At 52.6% G+C, this 23422-nt stretch carries 22 protein-coding genes and 2 pseudogenes; 5 read left to right on the top strand and 19 right to left on the bottom strand.

From position 1 onward, the window contains the following. Positions 1-13 precede the first annotated feature (13 nt). From HV334_RS16430 to HV334_RS16375, 12 genes are all read right to left on the bottom strand, one after another. Positions 14-790 (bottom strand): M23 family metallopeptidase, encoded by a 777-nt coding sequence (locus HV334_RS16430; protein ID WP_249415025.1) that lies wholly within the window; start codon positions 788-790, stop codon positions 14-16. A gap of 12 nt (positions 791-802) precedes the next feature. Further along, a complete protein-coding gene (locus HV334_RS16425; RefSeq protein WP_153690592.1) occupies positions 803-1600 on the bottom strand; it encodes an A24 family peptidase in 798 nt (265 codons plus the stop codon). A 12-nt stretch (positions 1601-1612) separates the two neighbouring features. Beyond that, positions 1613-2650 carry a type II secretion system F family protein gene (locus HV334_RS16420; protein ID WP_049282667.1) on the bottom strand — a complete coding sequence of 346 codons (1038 nt, stop codon included), beginning with the start codon at positions 2648-2650 and terminating at the stop codon, positions 1613-1615. Next, entirely contained in the window at positions 2634-4016 is a 1383-nt protein-coding gene (locus tag HV334_RS16415; protein ID WP_141875514.1) for an ATPase, T2SS/T4P/T4SS family, read from the bottom strand. Before HV334_RS16415 ends, HV334_RS16420 begins: the two co-directional genes overlap by 17 nt. Positions 4017-4159: 143 nt before the next feature. Next, on the bottom strand, positions 4160-4696 hold the full coding sequence (locus HV334_RS16410) for a hypothetical protein (RefSeq protein ID WP_047497815.1): 537 nt from the start codon (positions 4694-4696) through the stop codon (positions 4160-4162). Continuing rightward, positions 4678-5532, bottom strand: a complete 855-nt coding sequence (locus HV334_RS16405) for a hypothetical protein (protein ID WP_181220647.1) — start codon at positions 5530-5532, stop codon at positions 4678-4680. Before HV334_RS16405 ends, HV334_RS16410 begins: the two co-directional genes overlap by 19 nt. A gap of 4 nt (positions 5533-5536) precedes the next feature. Continuing rightward, positions 5537-6082 carry a hypothetical protein gene (locus tag HV334_RS16400; protein ID WP_181220646.1) on the bottom strand — a complete coding sequence of 182 codons (546 nt, stop codon included), beginning with the start codon at positions 6080-6082 and terminating at the stop codon, positions 5537-5539. A gap of 7 nt (positions 6083-6089) precedes the next feature. Continuing rightward, the gene (locus tag HV334_RS16395) at positions 6090-7532 is read right to left on the bottom strand and encodes a type II and III secretion system protein (protein WP_047497825.1); all 1443 of its coding nucleotides are present in this window, start codon (positions 7530-7532) and stop codon (positions 6090-6092) included. Between the two features lie 20 nt (positions 7533-7552). Continuing rightward, the gene (locus HV334_RS16390) at positions 7553-8008 is read right to left on the bottom strand and encodes a TcpQ domain-containing protein (RefSeq protein ID WP_019076325.1); all 456 of its coding nucleotides are present in this window, start codon (positions 8006-8008) and stop codon (positions 7553-7555) included. 16 nt (positions 8009-8024) lie between these two features. Continuing rightward, positions 8025-10202 carry a type II secretion system protein gene (locus HV334_RS16385; RefSeq protein WP_181220645.1) on the bottom strand — a complete coding sequence of 726 codons (2178 nt, stop codon included), beginning with the start codon at positions 10200-10202 and terminating at the stop codon, positions 8025-8027. Positions 10203-10272: 70 nt separating this feature from the next. Further along, positions 10273-10965, bottom strand: coding sequence for a prepilin-type N-terminal cleavage/methylation domain-containing protein (locus tag HV334_RS16380; protein WP_181220644.1), 693 nt, complete (start codon positions 10963-10965; stop codon positions 10273-10275). A gap of 560 nt (positions 10966-11525) precedes the next feature. Then, complete coding sequence (locus HV334_RS16375; RefSeq protein ID WP_047502440.1) at positions 11526-12809, bottom strand: putative acyl-CoA thioester hydrolase; 1284 nt, start codon at positions 12807-12809, stop codon at positions 11526-11528. A 223-nt stretch (positions 12810-13032) separates the two neighbouring features. Between HV334_RS16375 and hutI the strand changes: the two genes are divergently transcribed. The 5 genes from hutI to hutH all read left to right on the top strand — a co-directional run bounded on the left by hutI (position 13033) and on the right by hutH (position 19334). Next, positions 13033-14256: an imidazolonepropionase gene (gene hutI / locus HV334_RS16370; protein ID WP_049269855.1), complete on the top strand. Its 1224-nt coding sequence runs from the start codon at positions 13033-13035 to the stop codon at positions 14254-14256. Beyond that, on the top strand, positions 14253-15194 hold the full coding sequence (gene hutG, locus HV334_RS16365; protein WP_181220643.1) for a formimidoylglutamase: 942 nt from the start codon (positions 14253-14255) through the stop codon (positions 15192-15194). Before hutI ends, hutG begins: the two co-directional genes overlap by 4 nt. An 87-nt stretch (positions 15195-15281) precedes the next feature. Further along, on the top strand, positions 15282-16001 hold the full coding sequence (locus HV334_RS16360; protein ID WP_181220642.1) for a histidine utilization repressor: 720 nt from the start codon (positions 15282-15284) through the stop codon (positions 15999-16001). A gap of 125 nt (positions 16002-16126) precedes the next feature. Then, positions 16127-17812 (top strand): urocanate hydratase, encoded by a 1686-nt coding sequence (gene hutU / locus HV334_RS16355; protein WP_181220641.1) that lies wholly within the window; start codon positions 16127-16129, stop codon positions 17810-17812. Position 17813: 1 nt separating this feature from the next. Next, positions 17814-19334 (top strand): histidine ammonia-lyase, encoded by a 1521-nt coding sequence (hutH, locus tag HV334_RS16350; protein ID WP_049043079.1) that lies wholly within the window; start codon positions 17814-17816, stop codon positions 19332-19334. 56 nt (positions 19335-19390) lie between these two features. On the opposite strand, the gene HV334_RS16345 is transcribed toward hutH, so the two are convergent. From HV334_RS16345 to bioA, 7 genes and pseudogenes are all read right to left on the bottom strand, one after another. Continuing rightward, positions 19391-19867, bottom strand: coding sequence for a kinase inhibitor (locus HV334_RS16345; RefSeq protein ID WP_016156043.1), 477 nt, complete (start codon positions 19865-19867; stop codon positions 19391-19393). A gap of 99 nt (positions 19868-19966) precedes the next feature. Then, positions 19967-20128: pseudogene (locus HV334_RS25330) on the bottom strand (phage tail protein); the annotation flags it as partial. After that, a complete protein-coding gene (locus HV334_RS16340; protein WP_047501297.1) occupies positions 20088-20348 on the bottom strand; it encodes a hypothetical protein in 261 nt (86 codons plus the stop codon). The gene HV334_RS16340 and the pseudogene HV334_RS25330, both read right to left, overlap by 41 nt. Positions 20349-20544: 196 nt before the next feature. Beyond that, positions 20545-20979 carry a hypothetical protein gene (locus HV334_RS16335; protein WP_181220640.1) on the bottom strand — a complete coding sequence of 145 codons (435 nt, stop codon included), beginning with the start codon at positions 20977-20979 and terminating at the stop codon, positions 20545-20547. Further along, a complete protein-coding gene (locus HV334_RS16330) occupies positions 20976-21332 on the bottom strand; it encodes a tlde1 domain-containing protein (RefSeq protein ID WP_181220639.1) in 357 nt (118 codons plus the stop codon). The genes HV334_RS16335 and HV334_RS16330 overlap by 4 nt, the downstream gene beginning before the upstream one ends. A gap of 10 nt (positions 21333-21342) precedes the next feature. Beyond that, positions 21343-21834: pseudogene (gene tssD, locus HV334_RS16325) on the bottom strand (type VI secretion system tube protein TssD). Between the two features lie 254 nt (positions 21835-22088). Continuing rightward, complete coding sequence (bioA, locus tag HV334_RS16320; RefSeq protein ID WP_047501294.1) at positions 22089-23378, bottom strand: adenosylmethionine--8-amino-7-oxononanoate transaminase; 1290 nt, start codon at positions 23376-23378, stop codon at positions 22089-22091. Positions 23379-23422: the final 44 nt, after the last annotated feature.

Genomic DNA, 23422 nt, shown 5'->3' with positions numbered 1-23422 from the left:
GTGTAGCTCCTTGTTATACAGCGGAAATAATCTGATATTTACCACTGCGCAACAGCACGACCTGATAGTTGCCAAACACCATACTACCTGGTGCCACGGTGCGCGTTTTGTTGTTAAACCGGACGGTAATCCGTGTTCCGCCCGGTCCCTGAGAAACCAGCACCACCCGAGGCTGAGCGTCGGATTTTTCTTCTGTGGACGTACGCCCGGCGCGCGCCAGCAGCGGGGTGTTGTTCAGCAAGGGCTGTGGGTCGAGCGCCACGCCTCGCCAGGCTATTTCCAGATGCAGGTGCGGACCTGTGCTAAAACCGCTGCTGCCGGATGCGGCGATCTCTTCGCCCGCCGTCAGCTTTTCGCCCTTACGCACCCGCGCAGAGGCGAGATGAAAATAGCGGCTCAGCCAGCCGTCCGCATGACGGAGAGTGATAAAGTACCCGGCGCCGCGATCGTAGCCGCTCTCCACTACTTCGCCGTCGGCGATTGCATGCACGCTGCTGCCGAATGGCACAGGAATATCCATCCCTTTATGCTGCATCATGCGCCCCAGCACAGGGTGCAGGCGTTGTCCAAATCCTGAGCTGATCTGGCGCTTCGCCACGGGCCAGATAAAGCGTACCGGCGCGTTATCATCAACCACCGCCGCAGCGCTGGACGATATCTGCAGGTTCTCTTCTGACCACACTTGCGCCACCTGTAATGACGGAACGAAAGCCTGCTGCCAGGCCTGCTCGCAGCTGGTCGTCGCCAGCGGCGCTATTGTTAGCCATACGCTCCATATCAGACACGACACGATCGACCCCCGTCAGAGCAGCAGTAAAAACGCGACCAGCGCGATAGCCGGACCGAACGGAATATAAAAGCGATGTTTGTCATCCTCTTGCGTATAAAAGAACCGCACGCAGACGTAAAACAGCAGCCCGGCCAGCGCCGAAAAGCAGAGTAATTCCGGCAGGCGCTGCCAGCCAAGCCATGCCCCGCAGGCGGCGTAGAGCTTGACGTCGCCGTAGCCCAGACCGTCGCGTTTGCACAACGTCTCCCACAGCTTCATCACGGCCCACAGCAGCAGCCAGGCGGCGGCGACGCCGTAAACTGCGTCCTTCACCCGCACCATGGAGTAGCCCGATGCGGCAAGCAGTAGCCCGCCCCAGAGCACGGTGAAGACCAGCGCGTCTGGCAGAATCAGATGTTTAAAATCGATAATCGCCGCGCTGTAGAGCACCATAAACAACAGCGCATACGCCAGCGCGAGCTGAGGAGACCATTGCGGCAGGTAAAACCAGGCCAGCGCCCCCCATACCAACCCCATCGCCAGTTCAGAAATCGGATAAATAACCGGGATCGCAATGCCGCACTGGCGGCATTTGCCCTTCAGTAACAGCCAACTGAGAACCGGAATATTATCCCAGGGCTTAATATCCGATTTACAGGCAGGGCAGTGCGACGGCGGCCACCACAAATTAACCGCCGCCCCTTCTGAATCATCCTCATCTATCACGCCAAGCATCAGCGGCAGACGATAAATAATCACGTTGGCTAAGCTGCCAAACAGCAATCCAAGTGGAATAAAAATAGCCACCATCCATGGCATTAATAGATCCATGATTTAATTTTCCTAAAAAGAACCGCTGGCGCCCATCGCCGCCAGCTTGTCGCTGAGCGAAAACAACGCGGCAAAAACCCATATTACGCAACCGCCTAATATCAGCGTGGAGAGCGCTTTTAATAACCCGGAAAGTTTAGTGATATATTCCCGAATGTGTTCACGTGATTTATTCGATACCGCCAGCAGCACCTCATTAAACGAAGGTAGCGCGGCGTAAAGACTGATATTGAGCAGCGTTTCCGTGTTCAGTAAACCCGAATTGAGCGCCTCCCCATAGCTGACGCCCGCCGCCATTTTCTTCTGCATCCCGGCCAGGTGCCAGCGCAGCCAGCGGCTGGAGTTCAGGTTAATAATACTGAGTGCATCATTGAGCGGAATGCCGTTTTTTAACATCAGCGCCAGGTTGTTGAGAAAAATAGAGGCAGTCAACTGCTTATACGTTGAGAACGGCATAATTCGGTCAAAAAACTGATTACGAATATTCCCGGTCATTTTGCCCATTGCTATTTTGATCACGGTAACCAGCGCAATAAAACCAATGAGGATATATATCCACAGCCCTTTACACAGCGCCATCCCAAAAATATAGAGCGCGCTGGTGACGCCAGGCCATTTTTCAACCGGTACAACGCCTTCAAAAGCCGGGAACACCTTATAGGCATAACCGCCTATTACCACCAGCGACAGGACCAGCATAATGAGCGGGAAGGTGATGGCGCCGACGATTTTCTTGCGCAGTTCATCGTTATAATTAATCACGTTTACCAGGGTGATAAAACCGTCAGCCAGGCTGCCGCTGCGTTCCGCCGCGTTAATCACGCTCAGTTCAGATTCAGGGACCAGCCCCTCGAAAACCATCGCAATAGAGGTGGTTTTCGCCATTTTCGCAGTTAGCTCTTCCAGACGTTTAGCAAATCCTTTGCCGAGCAGTTTTTCCCCTTCCGCGCGTAATTTTTGCAGCGCATCATACAGCGGAAGCTCAGCGTTAATCATGTCTGCGCAAAACTGATAAAGATAAATACGCTGTTTCTTACCGAATTTTTTCAACTATTACCTCCAGCTCTTCCTGAACGACTTGCCCAAATTCCATTTGAAACCAGGTCGCGCACACGCGTCCCTGAAGTACCGCCGCCATCGTTTTTTCTTTAATTTCGAATCCTTCGCTCAGGCCGGTCTGTTTTAATCGCTTCGCGCGCCAGACGGTATAAACTTTAAGCCACTTCTGTTCAGCAATGGCCTCCAGCTCGTCATACACTGGCAGCAAATACTCCATCACCAACTGGCGTCCGCCAATACCCGTGTGTTTGCAGGCCGGACAGCCTTCAGCGTTTTTTTCATAAAGCTGGAACTCGCGTCCCTTAATGGCGGTGGTCTGTAACGACGTTTTACACTGCGGGCACAGTACCGGTATTAGCTTCTGGCACTGTAAGCCCGCAATAAAGCCCGGCGTTGAAAGCTTATCGCTGGTAATACCGAGCGCGGATAAGCGTTGCAATAACGAAACGATGTTGCCTGCGTGCACGGTGGTAAAGCAGTAGTGACCACTTTCCACCGCCCCGGCCAGCGCGTTAGAAGAGATATTGTCGCGAATTTCCCCCACCATCAGTACGTCCGGGTCGCGACGCAGCGAGGATTTGATCGCCGAATGGAATCCTCCTGACTCGCCGCTTAATACCGAACTTTGCGTTGCGCCATAGATCTGATATTCGACCGGATCCTCTACGGTCAGAAAACAGCCGCGATTGTCGTAGCGGTTGATCTGCATCCACTCCATCAGATTTTTCAGGGTGGTGGATTTTCCCGAACCGGTTGTTCCGGCAATAATATATGCGCCGTAGGGGTTACTCAGGATCCTTTTGAGGTCGCTAATTTCCTCATCGGAAACGCCAAGCTTATCCAGGCTCGCGACGCTGGCTCTGTCCAGACCCGATGGAATAATACGCAATACCGCGTGATAGCAATCGCTGGTCTCGCCAAATATCGGATAGTGCGCATAGCGGAAGCGGTAGCTTTTCCCCGCCAGCGAATAGAGGATATTGGCGTTTTGCGCAATATTGCGGTTCCAGGTGGTGTCGCGGGTGCTTGCCTCAACGTTGTAGAGCACGAACACCAGCTCATCGCAGCGTGACGCCTTCATCTGTATAAACGGACAAAGCACGCCGTTAATGCGCAGCTCAATATTCGCCACCATATCATTACGGGTGATATGCAGGTCGCTGGCCTTTAACCCCACGGCCTTTTTCAGCATCTCTTCCAGCGCAAGCTGTGTGTTACTGCTTTCCTGCTCAAGCAGCTTACTTCCCGCCGACAGCAGTTGTTCAACGATCAGGTAATAATTTTTCTCAGTAACCTGCGCTATTCCCTTAACCTGAATATTATGGGAAACCTGCAGGCGGTGGCACACCGCCTGCATTGGCGCCAGATTATCAATCAAAGGCGTGGATACCAGTAACCAGGCTTCATCCGCATGCTCAGCAACCAGAATATCGCCGTCATACTCCTGGAATTGCCACTCCTGAGAATGAATGTTCTCCTCGTTAAACTGGATATAATCGATCACTTACCCACAACCTCGACCGTCACGTCATTCGCCTTGTTATGACGCGCAATATAGTCATAACCGCCGTAGCTAAAACGCTGATTCAGCGGCACCATCTTCACGCCGCCGTCGGCGCCGGCAATCGCCACGCGTTTTTGGCCCGCGATTTCGGAAATCAGCAGCGGCCGCAGCCCTGGCGCAGATTCTGACGTTGCTCCTGGGGAAGCGCTAATATCATCCATTGTGCTGGCGGTGCTCATCGGCATAACCGCTACGCTATCCGCCTTTTTCTCACCGCGCAGCTTACGCAGCTCGCTGCGGACTTTTTCCAGCGCAAGCTGATTCGCCAGCTCGCGGTACTGGCTCTCGAAGTTGAAATCTTTTTCTATCATCTCAACAACGTGATCCTGCATCGGCGATACGTCGCTTAACGGCGGCGTGCCTTCCGCTTGCACAACCTGCTGCGCGGGGATGATTTCTGCCGTATCTGCGGCGTAAAGAGCAGGTGAAAGCGTCAACACTATTCCCGCAATGATTAATTTCCCTTTTTGCATGCCAGTCCTCCGGTAACGAGCGTTGAGTTTTCATTGAATACGATTGATTTGATAATAAACGCGTCGGCAAAGGGTTGTTTATTCAACACCAACGACACGCCTGAGAAATCCATTTTGGTCGGTGAGGTGATCGTCCAACCGGCGAACAGCATGCCGAATGACGTTACCGCACTTTTCAGCGCGCTTTCATTTTGCCCGACGGCAGAGGAGGGCATCCCCGTTAATACCAGTTCGGTATTTCGTCCGCCTAATGAGTTCCAGGTGCTGATATAACTTAATACATCGGTACAGACCGGCAGATTGACCGTGTTTTTACTCTGCCACGCGATGAGCCATGGGTGTTTATTCATCCCGGACTCAATGCCCGTATAGTCCAGCGTGTTTTTTGAAAAACTGGGCGACCAGGTTTTGCCCCAGAGATTAATATCGGCCACGCTAAATATCCGCCCTGGATTCAGCGCATAGCTGAGTGAACAGCCCGTACTGGTACATTCAATACTTTTTGGCGCAAAGCCCACCTGCGACAGTTTTTTATTCGCCAGCAAGAGCTGCTCCAGCAGCAGGCTGGCATCAGAAATGCTGCCGCCCGTGAGCGAGTTGCGATAAAAATCTTCGATAGCTTTGATTTTTTGCTGGCGGGCAGCCTGTTCAGCCTGGACTCTGGCCAATCGTTCCTGCTCCGGTTTCCAGATAAAATAGTAATAGCCCGCCCCGCCGCCGCCAGCTAATAAAATCAGTAGCGTAACAACCCAGACGATAATATTACCTCCTCGCCCGGTAGAACCGCCCCCTATATTACGACGCTTCCAGAAATAGAGATTTTCAGAGACCGCCACGTTCTCATTCTTTTATAAATAATTTCAGTAGTGTCATAAACACCAGTAAAAATACGATGCCGCCTGCTATCAGAGCGCCGATCATCATCTGTCGCCGCTTTTTCTGCCGCCGCTGATGTTCAGTACAGCCTTCAATCACCGCCTCAATGTGCTGTTCCGTTAACTGAATTAACGGTAGATCCGCATACTGTGGCGATTCTTTCAGTTGCTCTTTCAGCTTCATCCAGAAGCGTCTGGAGACCAGACGGTCGCTGCCCGAAACGGGAACACCGTGCGAGATAATCAGGAAATAGTAGCTTTCCGCCTGCTCATAGTAATAAATACCGTTACCGTACAGGGCTTTCATCCACAGAGCGAAAGGCTCATATAAGGTGGAGTGTTTAGTACAGAAACCCGTAACCATTTCCCCTTCATCCGACAAGATCGTTAACTGGCGATGGGGTCGCCGTATATGTGCCAGCCAGTCAAGATAATAAGGTTCGTGAGAGGTGGGCTCGTAGCTCCAGACCAGATCAATTAATACCCGATTTTCTGATAAGTGCTTAAGCATGATGCCCTCATCGGGTCTGCGTTGGGGCACGGTAATTATCAATACCGACTACCATCACCACGGTTTCGACATGTTCGTTGTTGGTAACTGAGCCTGCCAGCACCGACCATCCCTGACCGTCAGAATCCTCTTTCGCTTCGTATTTGCTGACCAGCAGCAGGCTACCCGGCGTAATTGTGGAAATGTTAAACATTTCCGTCGTGCTTACCGACGGCAACTGAACTTCATCAAAGGTATCGATTGAGTTGAGGTAGCGCTTGGTAAAGCCGCTGGCCACTTCAATTCGCCCGTCGGTTAAGATACGCGGGGTAAGAATAAAGCTGGTGCCGGTGACCAGTTCCGTGGTTTCCACCTCCGTACTGACGTCTCCTGTATTGGAATCTTGTTCCCTGGTACGGCTGGAGACATAATATTGCGACGTGGTCATGTTGAGCGGAATAGGGATGTTATTACGGGTAATAAACGAACCGCTCTGGATCACCTTACTGCCGGTGAGTTCGTACAGGGCATCCAACTGAGAGCTGATATTCATATGCTGATTGGTCCAGCCTGCGGTTAAGCCGCCGGAGAGCTTCATCAGCATTTCTGAGCTGTCGATACCAAAAGAGGAGGTCCCGTCGTTGAAGGTCATATTGACCCCACCGCCCAGCTCTTTCGTTTTGCGCTTATCAAGGGTGAATATTTTGTAAGTCACGACAAACTGACGGGTGTTATCCGCCTGAAATTTTTTCAGTGACTCATTCAGCGCGTGATATTCCGAAGGACGCGCGGTGATCGTCAGAATCGAGGCGTCTTTGAAAATACTGTAAACGCCGCTGGAGACGAATTTATCCGCCATATCCTCAACGTCGTCCCAGAAGCTGGATTCAAACTTGGTTTCGGCTTTGCCTTTCAGACCGCCGCCGGAAGTGGCTTCATTACCGGACAGATCGAGACTGGTCTCAAACTTGTTGTCTTCGCCGTAAAAATCGAGCTTTAGCACATAGTTCTGGAAATAAGAGACGACCAGTACGCCGTTGTTATCCAGCAGCGGATTCACGTCATACAGCGCGGAAATATAGCGGGTAAATTCCTCAAACGTTCCGTTGAATTTAACGCTACGGAACTCCGGTTCCCCCGCATCCGATTTTCCACCGGGAACGGAAGTATTAATACGGTAGCTAATACCGGTTTGCGCGGTCACCGCCTCAAGAATTGTCGCCAGATCGGTAGGCTCGTAAGACTGAATACTCACTTGCTTACGCAGCAGCGCCTGTTTACGGGAGTTATATTCAACCTTTTTGCCCAGATAAGGCTCGTTATATTTCATATAACCGGTCGTTTTCATTTCATCCGCAGTGGTCGGGTTGCCGGTTTCCTGCGGGACAATACTTTTATCGTACTTGGTATCAATAGACGTACAACCCTGAAGAGCCAGCGTCAACGCCAGAAGCGAAACTTTAATTTTCATAGCATTATTCCCTTGCTTAATTACTGCTCATCAATGATAAGTACGTTATTCGCCTGGTAGTCTTTTATCACCAGCCCGTAGTTTTCTGACGTAAATACTTGTCCAAGCTTAACCAGCACATCCTGTGTTGATTTACCCTGCAAATGAATTGCCTTGTAAATAACAAAATCAGTTGAGCTGTTCCAGAGCAACTTATAGCCATTTTGCTGCGCCCATTTTGAGAGTTGCTGGCTTAATAACTCCTCTTCCAGTAAATCAATTTTTATTTCCACCACTGGCGCACTGACAGGCGCGACGCTTTTCACCGTATCATCTCCGGAAAAGGGATTTCGCGGCGTGGTTGTACTTTCTTTCACTGGCGTGGTGGTTAACATCCCTGCGTCAATTTTTTGCCCGGCTGGCGCGCTGGCGGCAAAACTTCCCTGGCTGCCTAATAATGCGGACACGGCAGCCCCAATTATCCATGTTTTTTTCATCTTACTCTTCCAATGATTAATAGGTGTTTCTTTCATGGTCCGGAATCTTAAGTTCATCACCGTTTTCTTTATAAAATTTAAGATCGTTATCTTCCGCAACAAGAGAATGGAGCACATACTTATTCGGCTCCGCCTCAGTCCAGGCGTAACCTTCGGATGAAATCATTCCCCCCTGCGGGATTGTGCTGCACCACTGGTTAATTACCACCGAGAGAGACTGTGGGTTTATTTTATTCACATCTTTTTTGCCACCTGGGGTAATTGTTGCCGACGCGGCGCTGATTAACCAGAAGGGCTCGTCCAGATTATTACCTGTGCCTTTAAACCATTTCTCCGCGATCCAGTCTTCAAAGATTCCGTTTACGTTCACTTTATCCGGGACGTTGGCAGAGACAATATCTTTGTTCACCACGATGTTGGCCTGGATCGCCACAGCGGCTACCGCGCCCACAGGTTTCGGATCGTTCTGACTCTTGTAGCTATTCGTCCGGGTTGCCCCCTGCTGGGTATAGTCGAAATAGCCACCGGTTTTGTTTGCCCCATCATCCTCATCTGCCGCGACAGATGATATGGCGACCGACAGGCGGGGATAGAGGCTACGCAGCTTGGTTTTACGGTCTTTATCGATACCGGTTACTTTAGGACACGTTTGCAACGGTAAACGAATCACGCCCGGCTCACTTAAGAGCTTGTTGTAATTTGTACTATCATTTGCGGCTGTATAAACAGGATCAGCTCCTGTCGGACCTTTACCCTGCGGGTAATCGTTTTTGAATGACTGATAAAAGGTGGTGGTGGGCGTCACCAGCTCATACTGACCATGGAAAGCATCTGCAAATTGATTAGGTAAGCTACTGGTATCATCATCATCCTGGATACCGTTTTTAAGCCTGTCAGCATCAGTTCCATTGTAAGCCACATACCATTTTTCCGGATGCTTGCGCGAGGTATTTTCCATCACGATATTGGCGTACAGCGTGCCGGTGGTGCCTTTGAGCGAGCTCGGCGAAGCAGGATCCACTTCGCTACCGTCTGTTTTATCCGCGCTGGTACGCAGATGCAGAATGCGATCGTCCGGATTATACGGCGTGCCGTCTGGATTAAGCCTGCCATCCGGATTGACGCCGTTGCTGTTCATTGCCGCCAGGCACAGCGTGCTCTTGTTTTGCTCTCTGCTCCAGCACATCGCCGGTTCGTTTTTATCTTTGCCCGTTGCATCGCTGCTGGTAATCAGCAGGCGGTCTTCATCAATCGCCGTAATACACGGTCCGGCCTCGCCTTTGGCATCGTTCCAGCACAGCTTGGCAGCCGGAACAGAACCATCGGCAGTAATATCTTCACTGTTTTTGTCTAAGCTTAAGCGAATGCCGTAACGTTTATTCGTATCAAGCCTGCTCATATGATTGGGAACGTCACCCATCTGCAGCGGTTGGCCTGAGGCCGTTGTTACCAGGTTAAAATTACCGTTACCCTCGATTTCAAACACCACCGCCTGCAGATAACCGAGATCGACACTTTTCAGCGCTTTTTCCAGCGGCTTAATAAATCCGGCAAAATGGAGACCTTCGTTCTCGGCATCTGTCTGGTAGACGAGATAGAAGTCGACACGTTCAATGCCCAACCCGCTGGTGCGACTGTTGTTGACGAAGTCCACGCGTTCCAGCACTAACTCCAGCGATTCGGCGCCAGGGCGCAGTTCACACGGCAGCATAGACTCCGTAAGCTTGAAGGGCAGTTTCCCTTTCTCAATATTGCCATTTCTACATTCGCTACCCAGAAACAGATAGCGAGAACCCCGGGTGGGCGATACATCGGTTTGTGTTGACACAGCAGCAGACCAACCGGAATAAAAATTATTATCATCCGTGTCGGGTGAATCCTGTAATGTCCTGTTAGTAACGCGGTTATCATAATTCGCGATATTGACGTGAGTATTTTTTCCGTACAGTGGGTTGGCTTGTTGTGCGCTATTTGTGGTAGCCAGTTTGTCTTGTGCCACAAATCGCATCACGCCGGAAATATCACGGGCGATCATATCAGCGACAATCAGTTGGTGACTTTGCTGGGCTTCTTTTAGTTTATAATTGGCATAAGTCATCAGGCACATGCCGATAATGGCAAGCACAACAATCATTTCAAGAAGGGTGACGCCTGCCTGACGTTCGTAAATATTAGCGTTGCGCTTACTTATCATCTATTAAATCCATTTAGCAAAACTGCCCCCTTCAGGGGGCAGAACAAGTACTACATAAAATATAAGCGTATTAGCGACTACCCAGGATTAAAGCACTGGCACCCTCAGACGTAGCGTTACAGAAGTCTGCATTCGCAATGTTTGTCGGATTCAGGTTATCCGTTGAGAGGGTTTTCAGAACAGTCGAACTAACGGCTCCACTCATGTCAATGACACCAGCACCAGCTTCTGCGCCTGCGATTGCTGTACTGCTTGCAACGTAATCCCACTGGGCACCTATCTGCGATGCAAGGTTACGACAGTCTTCTACTTCCAGACCGTTAATAACAAGATAGAAACCTTTATTTGTACCAGTGCTAGCGATTTTTGCCGCACCAATTTCAAACGCATCGCTGGAAATTCCGTTAAAGGCTTCTGGTACATCAACTTTACCCATTTTCACCAGGGTAGAAATTGGGGTATCGCTATCTTCAGTGGCGATATTTGCTTTCGTCAAACCAGTGATACTATTTGTCGGGACTGGATATTCTGCCTGGTCTTTATACGCTTCACTCATTGCAACACGAACGGAGTTGGTATTGTCAATAATCCCAGAAATATCCTGCGCTTTAAACGCACGCTGTGCCAGAATAATCACACCTGCGGCGATAATACCGATAATGCCCAGTACAATGATAATTTCAAGCAGCGTTACGCCTTTCTGCTTTTTCAGCTCACGATACTGCGCTGATTTCCTTTTCCATGAATGAATCATGCTTTTCATATCCATAAATCCTTAGATATTAGTTGCTGTAAAAAATTAACCCTGCACTCACTGTGCCAAAAGATTATATGCGGCATTTTTCGTAAATCACCAGAAGCTAAAAGCTGTGATGGGATAATTAGGAATAAAGGTGACTGGTCTGATGAGTTATTTTTTAATAAAATTTCACAATATATATATTATATATTGGAAATATCGTAACGGGTTTTTTGATTTATTTTTAGAAAAAGTTACGGTAATTTTCCTTTTCCGGAGAGTGATATATATTGACAATGCTCATACATTAAAATTAATATGGCTTGGCTTTTTATCTATTTTAGGTTAAAAAGTGAGTTTAGCGGCAAAACAATATTTGTCCAGTTAAACGTTACTGTAACTTACTTAGGTAAGCGCCTGGGCTTGCCTTCATACAACTCGAATTATTATGGCTATAAATAGATTGATTCACGCGATCAATTTAAACCTGCGTTGGTGAAAATATTACCTGTGTGAAGAAAAGACGTTGAAAGCGGTGAAGGGGGCTGGCGGGAGTGTTCCCGCCAGCGGTTTGATGGCTGTGATTACTGCTTCGGTTCGGCAACCACTTTGCTACCGATACCGCGGTTGTTGTATTCCCACATGCGGTTGAAGTTGGTGTCGTTCAGGTTGCGCTGGATTTCACCTTTGTCATCTTCTGCACCGGTATTACCGGCAAAAGGACGCTTCGAGATAACGCTGTCAGCCCATGGTTTTGCCATGTTAAAGCCTTCGTTGATCACGCTGTCGCGGATAACGACCTGACCGTTAGTGTTTGAATCGACATCCAGCGAGCGGCCCAACTGCGCCACGCCATCACCACTCGCCGTGAAGCGGCTATTTGTGGCGAGGAAGCCGTAGTAGATGTTTGACAGCGTCGCTGGTGCAAACACATAGGCTTCCTGCTGCGTACGGGAGTTCACAACGCGGAAATCGGTGTTATCGAACACCACGGCGCCGCGACCGGAAACAATATCCACATCGCCTTCAATGTAGCTGTTGGTTACCAAAGTACGCGGTTGACGATCGTTTTCCAGACGGTTTTGTACGCCGCTGTTAGTCACGAAAAACGTATTCTGGCGACCGAGGATGTTGACCTTATTGATCTGCACTTTATCGCCATCGGTACGTAGCGCAACGGCCGGGTGATTACCCGCATCAACGCTGTCACCCAGATTGTTTTCGATGGTCAGGTTCTGCAATTGCAGACCATTATTTTGCGACCAGACGACGGCAGAACACATCACGCCAATATTTGTGCCGCGCTTGTTCTGGCAATTATCAAACATATACCACGCCGGTTTACCCGGCATGTATTTACCGCCCGGGTTCACCGTACGACGCCAGTCTGCGGTGCTCATGTCACCATCAATAGCCTGGCCAATTTTCACATCCAGCGGTTTTTCGCCCATGCCGTACAGCGTCAGACTTCCCGTTGCTGCCGGGATATATACCGTGCCCTGATACTCGCCCGGCATAATCGCGATGTACTGACGTTTGTTAGTACGCTTGATGATTGCTGCATCAACCGCAGCCTGAATGCTGGTATGGGTGACGCCCTGAGTCCCAGCCGGGCCAACCACGAAGTCAGGCTGTGCAGGCAGAGAAATAGCAGAAGGGCTCCACGGCGCGGTGTTTGGCGTCAGCGCGGAAAAATAGTGCGCAGCAACGAAGTTTTTCGCTTCATTGGCCGACAAGATCGGGCGCGAAGAGGTACCTGGCGCGGTCTGATCGGAAGGAATTTGATCGGGCGGCGTAGAGCTACAGGCGGTCAGCGTCACGCCAAAAGCCATTGCCAGCGCCAGACGGGAAACTGATGATATGTTCACAGGTTGCTCCGGGCTTTGAAAGTTATCCATTGAAGCCTGCTTTTTTATACTAAGTTGAGCGAAACGGGAAGGTTAAAAGGTAAAAAGTTGTTTTTATCGCCGCAATGCCCGGCGCGGAGAGTCCTTATATCACAAATACATAACAATTACGGTCCTTCAGGTTGACAACATCCGTATAATCAAAAATAAATGTCTATACAACCTATGACAAGTGGTGAGTCGAATGCAGCAATTCTTCCCTGATGATGTTATCTGGCGCAATGTTCGTCTGGCGACCATGGATCCCGAACGTAACACCCCGTATGGGCTGGTGGAGGGTCATGCGCTGATCGTCCGCCAGGGGAAGATTCGCGATATCGTCCCGGAGTCATCGCTCTATCTCACACATGACAATACCTTTGATATGCAGGGCAGGCTAATTACACCTGGCCTGATTGACTGTCATACGCATCTGGTCTTTGGTGGAAACCGCGCAGGCGAATGGGAGCAGCGGCTAAACGGTGTCTCCTACCAGCAGATAAGCGCCCAGGGTGGGGGTATCAATGCCACCGTATCAGCAACCCGCAGCGCCAGTGATGAGCAACTCTTACATCTAGCGCATCAGCGTATGGAACAACTGATCAAAGAAGGCGTTACGTTGCTGGAAATAAAATCCGGTTACGGCCTGGATTTGCAGACAGAAGAGAAAATATTGCGCGTGGCAGCGGCGCTGGCGGCGGAGAATATCATTGAAATAAGCCCCACGCTGTTGGCTGCCCATGCGACTCCAGCAGAATACCGGGATGATCCTGACGGCTATATTACGCTGGTGTGCGAGACCATTTTGCCGCAGCTGTGGGAACAAGGGCTGTTCGAGACCGTCGATCTGTTTTGTGAAAGCGTGGGTTTTTCGTTGGCGCAGAGCGAGCGGGTGTTTCAGGCCGCGCAGGCGTTGGGCATCCCGATTAAAGGCCATGTTGAACAGCTGTCATTGCTGGGTGGCGCACAGCTGGTAAGCCGCTACCACGGGTTATCCGCCGATCATATTGAATATCTCGATGAAGCGGGCGTAGCGGCGATGAGCCAAAGCGGTACGGTCGGCGTGCTGCTGCCCGGCGCATTCTATTTCCTTAAAGAGCAACAGCGTCCGCCGGTGGCGTTGCTGCGTCAATATCAGGTACCGATGGCGGTGGCGACAGATTTTAACCCAGGTACCAGCCCGTTTATCAGCCTGCACTGGGCGATGAATATGGCCTGCGTTCAGTTTGGTTTAACGCCGGAAGAAGCATGGGCGGGCGTCACCCGACATGCGGCCCGGGCGCTGGGACGTCATGCCACTCATGGTCAATTGAAGGCCGGGTTTGTGGCCGATTTTGTGGTGTGGGATGCCACTCTCCCGGTCGAGATCCTGTACGAACCGGGGCGTAACCCGCTCTACCAACGCGTATTCAAAGGACAAATAGTATGACTCACTGGCAACCTGTTTCACCTGCGCTGTGGCAGGGACGTGATGACCGCGCCGAATCGCCGAATGCGCTGCGCCTGTTTCAGACTATCACGCTGAGCCCAACATTTAGCCCAGAAATGTATCGCGAGCAGATAGCGCTGCTTGGGTTTGCCTGCGACGAAGGCGTGAAACGTAATCAGGGCCGGACGGGAGCCGCCGGAGCGCCCGATGTGCTGCGCAAGGCGCTGGCGAATTTAGCCAGCCACGATGGGCATCATCGGCTGGTAGATCTGGGAAATATTGTGGCCCAGGCCCCCGACCTTGAGGGCTCGCAGCAGGCGCTACGCAATGCGGTGCAGCGCTGTCAGCAGGAGAATATGCGTACCTTTGTTCTGGGGGGAGGACACGAAACTGCATTTGCGCACGGCGCAGGCGTGCTGGATGCGTTCCCGCAGGCGAAAGTGGGGATCGTCAACTTCGATGCGCACCTCGATTTGCGCCATGCCGATCAGGCTACTTCCGGTACACCGTTTCGCCAACTGGCGCAGCTTTGCGATGAACAGCAGCGTGAATTTCACTATGCCTGTATCGGTGTCAGTCGGGCGGCAAACACCCAGGCGCTATGGGATGAGGCGCAACGGCTCGGTGTGACCGTGGTGGAGGATCTGTACTGTGCAACGGCGCAGGCGCAGTTAGCGCAGTTTGTCGCCAACCTGGATGTTATCTATCTGACTATCGATCTCGACGTGCTGCCGGTGTGGGAAATGCCCGGCGTGTCGGCACCCGCTGCGCTGGGCGTACCGTTGGCGACGCTGCTGAATCTGATTGAACCCCTGTGTCGTAGCGGTAAACTGCAGGCGGTGGATATGGTTGAATTTAATCCACGCTTTGACGATGATGGCAGAGCGGCGCGCGTTGCGGCGCGATTAGGTTGGCAAATCGCGCACTGGTGGCACTGATATACCTGATGGCGTTACGCTTATCAGGTTCGGGTAATGCCTGTAAACTGTACCCACTCACATTCTCAGCTTAAGGAAGGCTTACGCATGCTCCCATCCCGTTCTGCTCCGGCACCTTTTTACGAAAAGGTCAAACAGGAGATCAGCGAAAAGATTGCCAGCGGTATCTGGCAACCTCACGATCGCATTCCCTCTGAGGCGGAGCTGGTGGCGCAGTATGGTTTCAGCCGCATGACCATCAACCGGGCGCTGCGTGAGTTAACGGATGAAGGGTTACTGGTTCGTTTGCAGGGCGTAGGGACGTTTGTCGCCGAGCCGAAGGGCCAGTCTGCGCTATTTGAAATTCGCAGCATCGCGGATGAAATCAACGCCCGTCAGCATCAGCACCGCTGCGAGGTGATCACGCTGGAACGAACCCAGGCAAGCGCGCAGCAGGCTTTGGTGTTAAACGTCAAAGAAGGCACCTCCATTTTTCACTCTGTCATGGTGCACTACGAGAACGAACTGCCGGTGCAGATTGAAGATCGCTGCGTGAATGCCGAAATTGTGCCAGCGTATCTGGTGCAGGATTACAGCCAGACTACGCCGCACGCGTATCTGTCGCTGATAGCCCCTTTAACGGAAGGCGAGCATATTGTTGAAGCGGTACGCGCCAGTGCCGAAGAGTGCGTGCTGCTGAATATCAAAGAACACGATCCCTGCCTGCTGATCCGCCGTAAAACCTGGTCTGCGTCATCTATTGTCTCTCATGCCCGTTTGCTCTTCCCGGGTTCCCGCTATCGCCTGCAAGGGCGGTTTATGTCCTGAAAAGCGTGATTGCTGCCGCAGTATAATAAAATTGTATCTTTTTTGTTAAAAGCACGCTTGCGACAACTTGTATAGACAAGTATATGTTACTTTTCTGTCCGATCGTTCGCGAGGAGTGCTCTACCATGTCTCATAGCAAGTACCGTCAGCAGGATATTCGTGCCCCACGCGGCACCACGTTAACGGCCAAAAGCTGGCTGACCGAAGCGCCGCTGCGCATGTTAATGAACAACCTGGATCCCGATGTGGCGGAAAATCCGCATGAGCTGGTGGTATACGGCGGGATTGGTCGCGCCGCGCGGGACTGGGAATGTTATGACGCCATCGTCAACGCGCTGACCAAACTGGAGACCGATGAGACCCTGCTGGTCCAGTCCGGTAAACCGGTTGGCGTTTTCAAAACCCATGACAATGCGCCGCGCGTACTGATTGCCAACTCCAACCTGGTGCCACATTGGGCTACCTGGGAACACTTCAACGAGCTGGACGCCAAAGGGCTGGCGATGTATGGCCAGATGACCGCCGGGAGCTGGATCTACATCGGTAGCCAGGGCATCGTGCAGGGGACTTATGAAACCTTCGTTGAGGCCGGGCGTCAGCATTATCAGGGTAACCTGAGCGGACGCTGGGTGCTGACCGCCGGGCTGGGCGGCATGGGTGGGGCGCAACCGTTAGCCGCAACGCTGGCAGGTGCTTGCTCGCTGAATATTGAGTGCCAGCAAAGCCGGATCGATTTCCGTCTGCGTACCCGCTACGTGGATGAGCAGGCGACATCGCTTGAAGACGCGCTGGCGCGTATCGAAAAGTACACCCGTGAGGGGAAAGCGGTCTCCATTGCGCTATGCGCTAACGCCGCCGACGTTGTGCCGGAACTGGTGAAGCGCGGTGTGCGCCCGGATATGGTCACTGACCAGACCAGCGCCCACGATCCGCTGCATGGTTATCTGCCGTCCGGCTGGAGCTGGGAAGCGTATCAGGCGAAAGCGGTGTCCGATCCGCAGGGCACGGTACAGGCGGCGAAACGCTCAATGGCAACGCACGTCGAGGCAATGCTGGCGTTCAGCAAAATGGGCGTGCCGACGTTTGATTACGGCAACAACATTCGCCAGATGGCCAAAGAGATGGGCGTGGAAAACGCCTTTGATTTCCCTGGTTTCGTCCCTGCTTATATTCGCCCTCTGTTCTGCCGCGGCATTGGCCCGTTCCGTTGGGTGGCGCTTTCCGGCGATCCGCAGGATATTTATAAAACGGATGCCAAAGTGAAAGAGATCGTGGCTGACGATAAACATCTGCACCACTGGCTGGATATGGCGCGTGAGCGGATTAACTTCCAGGGATTACCGGCGCGTATCTGCTGGGTCGGTCTGGAATGGCGTCAAAAACTGGGGCTGGCGTTTAATGAAATGGTGCGCAGCGGCGAAGTGTCTGCGCCGATTGTTATTGGCCGTGATCATCTGGATTCCGGCTCCGTCGCCAGCCCGAACCGCGAAACCGAAGCCATGCGCGACGGTTCTGATGCAGTATCCGACTGGCCGCTGCTGAACGCGCTGCTTAACACCGCCAGCGGTGCAACCTGGGTGTCACTGCATCACGGTGGCGGGGTAGGAATGGGCTTCTCCCAGCATGCCGGGATGGTGATTGTTTGCGATGGCACTGATGAAGCCGCAGCGCGTATCGCCCGGGTATTACATAACGATCCGGCTACCGGGGTGATGCGCCACGCCGACGCCGGGTATGACATTGCGGTGGATTGCGCCGTCGAAGAAGGGCTGAATTTGCCGATGGTCGCGGCGACGCAGGAGAAACGCTGATATGAACACCATGACATTAACGCCGGGTCATCTGAGCTTTGCGCAACTGCGCGACATCTGGCAGCAGCCGGTCAAACTGAGCCTGGATGCCGGGGCGATTGATGCGATCAACGCAAGCGTCGCCTGCGTCAATAATATTGTCGCTGAAGGCCGTACGGCGTATGGCATTAATACCGGCTTTGGCCTGCTGGCTCAGACCCGTATCGCCACGGAAGATTTGCAGAATTTACAGCGTTCGCTGGTGCTTTCCCATGCGGCAGGCGTTGGTGAGGCGCTCGATGACGCGATGGTACGCCTGATTATGGTGCTGAAAATCAACAGCCTGGCGCGGGGTTTTTCGGGTATTCGTCTCAGCGTGATTGAAGCGCTGATTGCGCTGGTGAATGCCGGGGTGTATCCGCTGATCCCGGCGAAAGGGTCAGTGGGCGCATCGGGTGACCTGGCACCGCTGGCGCATATGTCTCTGACGCTGCTGGGCGAAGGTAAAGCGCGCTGGCAGGGGGAATGGCTTCCGGCGACCGAAGCGCTGAAAAAGGCCGGGCTGGAGCCGATTACGCTGGAGGCGAAAGAAGGGCTGGCGCTGCTCAACGGTACTCAGGCTTCCACAGCCTTTGCGCTGCGCGGGTTAATTGAAGCCCAGGAGCTGTTCGCGTCTGCGACGGTGTGTGGGGCGCTGACCACCGAAGCCGTTTTGGGCTCTCGTCGTCCGTTTGATGCCCGTATTCATGCCGCACGAGGACAGCGTGGGCAGATTGATGCCGCAACGTTGTACCGCCACGTGTTGACCGACACCAGCGCGCTTTCTCAGTCGCATCATAACTGTGAAAAAGTGCAGGATCCGTATTCTTTGCGCTGTCAGCCGCAGGTGATGGGGGCGTGCCTGACGCAAATGCGTCAGGTAATGGAGGTCCTGCTGGTAGAAGCCAACGCGGTTTCCGACAACCCGCTGGTGTTTGCCGAAGAGGGCGATGTCATTTCCGGCGGCAACTTCCATGCTGAACCGGTGGCGATGGCGGCAGATAATCTGGCGCTGGCGATTGCGGAAATCGGGGCGTTATCAGAGCGACGCATTGCGCTGATGATGGACAAACATATGTCGCAGTTGCCGCCGTTCCTGGTGAAAAACGGCGGGGTGAACTCCGGCTTTATGATTGCTCAGGTAACCGCGGCCGCGCTGGCGAGCGAGAACAAAGCGCTGGCGCATCCGCACAGCGTGGACAGCTTGCCGACCTCCGCCAACCAGGAAGATCATGTGTCTATGGCGCCGGCAGCGGGCCGCAGGTTGTGGGAGATGGCGGCGAATACGCGCGGCGTGATTGCCGTGGAGTGGCTGGCGGCGTGTCAGGGGATTGACCTGCGTGAAGGGTTAACCTCAAGCCCGCTGCTGGAGCAGGCGCGCCAGGCTCTGCGCGAGCAGGTTGCCCACTATACGCAGGATCGCTTTTTTGCTCCGGATATTGAGTGCGCAACCGAACTGTTAGCCCAGGGGACGTTGTTGAAATTGTTGCCTGAATTTCTATAGAGAAGCCTTGTTTAGTAGGCCGGATGCGGCGAAGCCGACATCCGGCACAACACAGCTTAACTGAACATCGCCGTAATCGAGGCGCTGGCGAGCGAGTGGAAGTGAACGTTAAAGCCGACCATCGCGCCGCTGGCGTCCTCATCGACATCAATACGCTCCACATCCAATGCGTGAACCGTAAAGATATAGCGATGGGTTTCCCCCTTCGGCGGCGCAGCACCGCCATAACCTGCTTTCCCAAAATCCGTACGGGTCTGAATCACCCCATCCGGCAGCGCAACCAGCCCGGAGCCGAAGCCTTGCGTGAGTACGCGGGTATCTGCTGGCAGATTTACCACCACCCAGTGCCACCAGCCGGAGCCGGTTGGTGCATCAGGATCGTAGCAGGTCACGACAAAGCTTTTGGTCCCAGCTGGCACGTCATCCCACGCCAGATGCGGGGAAATATTATCCCCGTCATACCCCATGCCGTTAAAGACGTGGCGATGCGCAAGCTTTTCGCCATCGCGCAGATCGTTACTGATTAGTTTCATGCTGACTCCTCTCGTTAGCCAAAAAGTGTAGCCAGGAACCGTATGTAGCGTGGCGAAATATTCTGGACTGTTTTGCGTTCAATCAAGGGTGGCAAATCCGGTTTCGTGCAAACCAAGGTATGTGAGAATGTCGGCAATAGCGTTCTTGCTGATAATGTCACGACCAACAGAAGTTAAATCAGCCAGCGCTGCCTTATCCTCTCCGGTGAAGTAGGATACTTTATTCGCACTGGTGACCAGTCCAGCCAGTGCGGCATCGAGTAAACTCCAGATACTCCTTCTCGGCGGTGTCAGGGAAAATCTGGCGAATAATCCAGCCCTGATAGGCGTAGAGATCGTCCGCCACGCCTGATACAGCATTAGCCCGGACGGTGTAGTCGCTGTCGCTGCTGGTGTCGGCGTTCTCATCGGGTAGCGCGTTCTGAATATCGCGTAACTGGCGGTCGGTACTTTCTGCAATGGTTGGGACGTGAAATGTCATTTAATAATCCTTACTGGGTGCCGGAACGTGTGCGGCGTGCCGGTGCTGTCGGTTAAACCCACTGCATGAGCGGTTATTGTGTGGTGTTGAGTATTCAGGGAGCGGCTGAGAGGGTTCAGCGCCTTAGCGGCTGCGGCACGAAAAATCAAAGGGAAGCGGAGGAAAGGACCCGGCCATATTGACCGGGTTAATTATCTTACTTAACCTGACGGGCTTTGTCTGCTTTCCATTCCTCATATGTTGCTTCGAGGAACCACAAGCAGCGAGCGCCCTTATCAGTGCTTAACAACGCAGGACGTGTCCGCTGATAAAAATCCTCAACGGTTGCTGGAGCTTCAACAGGCACTCCGCAGACAATATCAGTCCCGAGCATGTGCGGCCATTTTCCCGCGTCAATGACGCTGAGCGCATCAAGAGCGCCGGTTGTATTTGCTGTTAGGGCAGCAGATAAAGCATCTTCCAGTTTAATGGCCTGCTTAACATCTGCCGCAGCCGCGAGTTCTGGCGTTTTATTCAGCCACGCTTGATCGCCCGCAGCCACGCCTTTCAGCGCATCGGGCCAGTTCACTTCGCCAGCTGCTGAAGTGGCCACAATAAACGGAAGTAGTAGCAATAATGCGAGCCGTTTCATCGTACAACCTCAAACGGGCCGCCTTCACGTAAAATCCGGCGGCGCGTTGAGAGGGACATAATAATACAGCCCGCTGAGGCGAATCCTGCTGGCATACCCACGCGTTCTCCGTGAATGCGGAAATCAGTACGACCAAAAGATTCACCAGATGTCTGCACAAGAATGATAGTATAAGGGCCTTTAGAGGATGAATGTCCGTTAATACTATATGTTCCACGCGGGATCGGCCCCATACTCCGGACATGCTGCCGGTCCGGGTTGTTCTTATTCGTCAGATTGCCAGAGTAGCCGGTCTCCACCAGTTCAGAACCGCTGTATAATTTGCCAGTGCTCTGCTCATATTTCCATGCCATGACTGTCTCCTTACGCGGTTACGCGTTCCTTCCAACTGTCCGAGTGAATGATGTTACCGTCCGCGTAACGCCAGGTTATTTTCTCCTACATCAATTCCACGACGTCCAGATGATTACGCTTTTCACCGTACTGCGATTTAACGTCATACATAACCGGGCCTATGCTGATTACAGTTACGTTTTCCATCATCATGCTGAAGTATTCAACTTCCTGACCCGCATCATTGATGCGATAAAATTTCACTTCTGCCAATTTGAGCTTTTGCCCTGTGGTTACAGCCTTATACAGATAAGGCGTTGAAGCATCAGTTTCCTTGTCAAATGTGAATGGGGCATGTTGACGTGTTGCTGTCGCTTTGCCTGTGGCGGGGTCTGTTGGCAGCGATACACCATGATTCAGACCTAAAATCTCGATACTGCCCTCACGTCCATGAACATCTACGGAACCTTTGATATCAGCGCCGCCGTCATCTTTGAGCCATAAATAAGCTGGAATAGCCATTTTCTTAAAACTCCATTTAAGGAAAATCTCATAAAATCCTTTCACTTTAATCACTTACGTGACAAATTCACGCTATCGCTTACTAAATCACCCGTCAATTTTTGCTCAGCATTGATATAAAACGATTTGCAATTTCTTTGATGCAAATAAAAAAAGGCCGGAATAATCCGGCCTTCATGTCTAAATATTGTTACTTCATCAGTCATCGAATAATCCGGGCTGTTTCACTTTTCCACGTCCGGACCGGGCGCTGATTAATCGCTAAAAAATGTTGCACTGCGCACAGCCTCGTTTACGGCCTGGGTCAGACGACGCAACTGATCGGGCTGAATAATGTACGGCGGCATCAGATAGATCAGTTTGCCAAACGGTCGTACCCACACGCCCTGTTCAACAAAGAACTTCTGTAACGCCGCCATATTCACCGGATGCGTGGTTTCGATCACACCGATGGCGCCGAGTACGCGCACGTCGGCTACCCAACTCGAGTCTGCCGCCGGGGCGAGTTCTGTCCGCAGTTGCGCTTCAATAGCCGCTACCTGTGGGCGCCACTCACCGGTTTCGAGTAACGACAGGCTGGCGGAGGCGACGGCGCAGGCCAGCGGATTACCCATAAAGGTTGGACCGTGCATGAAGCATCCGGCTTCACCGTTGCTAATGGTTTCCGCGACCTGACGCGTGGTCAGGGTGGCGGAAAGGGTCATGGTTCCGCCGGTTAACGCTTTGCCGAGGCACAAAATGTCCGGGGTTATGTTGGCGTGTTCACAGGCAAAAAGCTTGCCTGTACGACCAAATCCGGTGGCGATTTCATCGGCAATCAGCAGGATCCCTTCACGGTCGCACATCTTACGGATGCGCTTTAACCATTCGGGATGATACATGCGCATGCCGCCAGCGCCCTGCACAATCGGCTCAAGGATCACCGCCGCAATCTCGTGGCGATGCGCGGCCATCAGGCGGGCAAAAGGCACCATATCCAGTTCGTCCCACTCGCCGTCCATGCGGCTTTGCGGGGCGGGCGCAAACAGGTTCTCCGGCAGATAACCCTTCCACAGACTGTGCATCGAGTTGTCGGGATCGCAGACCGACATCGCGCCGAAGGTATCGCCGTGATAACCGTTTCGAAATGTCAGGAAACGCTGACGGGATTCGCCTTTGGCCTGCCAGTATTGCAGCGCCATTTTCATTGCTACTTCTACGGCGACCGAACCTGAATCCGCGAGAAAAACGCACTCCAGCGCCTCTGGCGTCATCGCCACCAACTGGCGGCACAGCGCAATGGCCGGGGCATGGGTAATGCCGCCAAACATCACATGTGACATGGCATCAATCTGCGTTTTCATCGCGGCGTTCAGCTGTGGGTGATTGTAACCGTGGATCGCCGCCCACCAGGATGACATGCCGTCTATCAGCCTCTCACCGCTGGCTAAAATCAGTTCGCAACCTTCGGCACGCGCCACCGGATAAACCGGTAACGGGGAGGTCATGGAGGTGTAAGGGTGCCAGATATGGCGTTGGTCAAACGCAAGATCGTCCGTTGTCATAATCGACTTGTAAACCAAATTAAAAAGATTTAGGTTTACGAGTC

It is taken from the genome of Citrobacter sp. RHBSTW-00944, assembly GCF_013615435.1.
GTDB lineage: Bacteria > Pseudomonadota > Gammaproteobacteria > Enterobacterales > Enterobacteriaceae > Citrobacter > Citrobacter braakii.
The sequence above is the reverse complement of the archived record's forward strand: the minus strand, read 5'-3'. Positions and strand labels throughout refer to the sequence as shown.

Bases quoted from the DNA above. Each gene is read 5' to 3' on its own strand.
- HV334_RS16425 (WP_153690592.1), bottom strand. From the start codon at position 1,600: ATGGATCTATTAATGCCATGGATGGTGGCTATTTTTATTCCACTTGGA.
- HV334_RS16415 (WP_141875514.1), bottom strand. From the start codon at position 4,016: ATGCAGGCGGTGTGCCACCGCCTGCAGGTTTCCCATAATATTCAGGTT.
- HV334_RS16410 (WP_047497815.1), bottom strand. From the start codon at position 4,696: ATGCAAAAAGGGAAATTAATCATTGCGGGAATAGTGTTGACGCTTTCA.
- HV334_RS16400 (WP_181220646.1), bottom strand. From the start codon at position 6,082: ATGCTTAAGCACTTATCAGAAAATCGGGTATTAATTGATCTGGTCTGG.
- HV334_RS16395 (WP_047497825.1), bottom strand. From the start codon at position 7,532: ATGAAAATTAAAGTTTCGCTTCTGGCGTTGACGCTGGCTCTTCAGGGT.
- HV334_RS16390 (WP_019076325.1), bottom strand. From the start codon at position 8,008: ATGAAAAAAACATGGATAATTGGGGCTGCCGTGTCCGCATTATTAGGC.
- HV334_RS16385 (WP_181220645.1), bottom strand. From the start codon at position 10,202: ATGATAAGTAAGCGCAACGCTAATATTTACGAACGTCAGGCAGGCGTC.
- HV334_RS16380 (WP_181220644.1), bottom strand. From the start codon at position 10,965: ATGAAAAGCATGATTCATTCATGGAAAAGGAAATCAGCGCAGTATCGT.
- hutI (WP_049269855.1), top strand. From the start codon at position 13,033: ATGCAGCAATTCTTCCCTGATGATGTTATCTGGCGCAATGTTCGTCTG.
- hutG (WP_181220643.1), top strand. From the start codon at position 14,253: ATGACTCACTGGCAACCTGTTTCACCTGCGCTGTGGCAGGGACGTGAT.
- HV334_RS16360 (WP_181220642.1), top strand. From the start codon at position 15,282: ATGCTCCCATCCCGTTCTGCTCCGGCACCTTTTTACGAAAAGGTCAAA.
- hutU (WP_181220641.1), top strand. From the start codon at position 16,127: ATGTCTCATAGCAAGTACCGTCAGCAGGATATTCGTGCCCCACGCGGC.
- hutH (WP_049043079.1), top strand. From the start codon at position 17,814: ATGAACACCATGACATTAACGCCGGGTCATCTGAGCTTTGCGCAACTG.
- HV334_RS16345 (WP_016156043.1), bottom strand. From the start codon at position 19,867: ATGAAACTAATCAGTAACGATCTGCGCGATGGCGAAAAGCTTGCGCAT.
- HV334_RS16340 (WP_047501297.1), bottom strand. From the start codon at position 20,348: ATGACATTTCACGTCCCAACCATTGCAGAAAGTACCGACCGCCAGTTA.
- HV334_RS16335 (WP_181220640.1), bottom strand. From the start codon at position 20,979: ATGAAACGGCTCGCATTATTGCTACTACTTCCGTTTATTGTGGCCACT.
- HV334_RS16330 (WP_181220639.1), bottom strand. From the start codon at position 21,332: ATGGCATGGAAATATGAGCAGAGCACTGGCAAATTATACAGCGGTTCT.
- bioA (WP_047501294.1), bottom strand. From the start codon at position 23,378: ATGACAACGGACGATCTTGCGTTTGACCAACGCCATATCTGGCACCCT.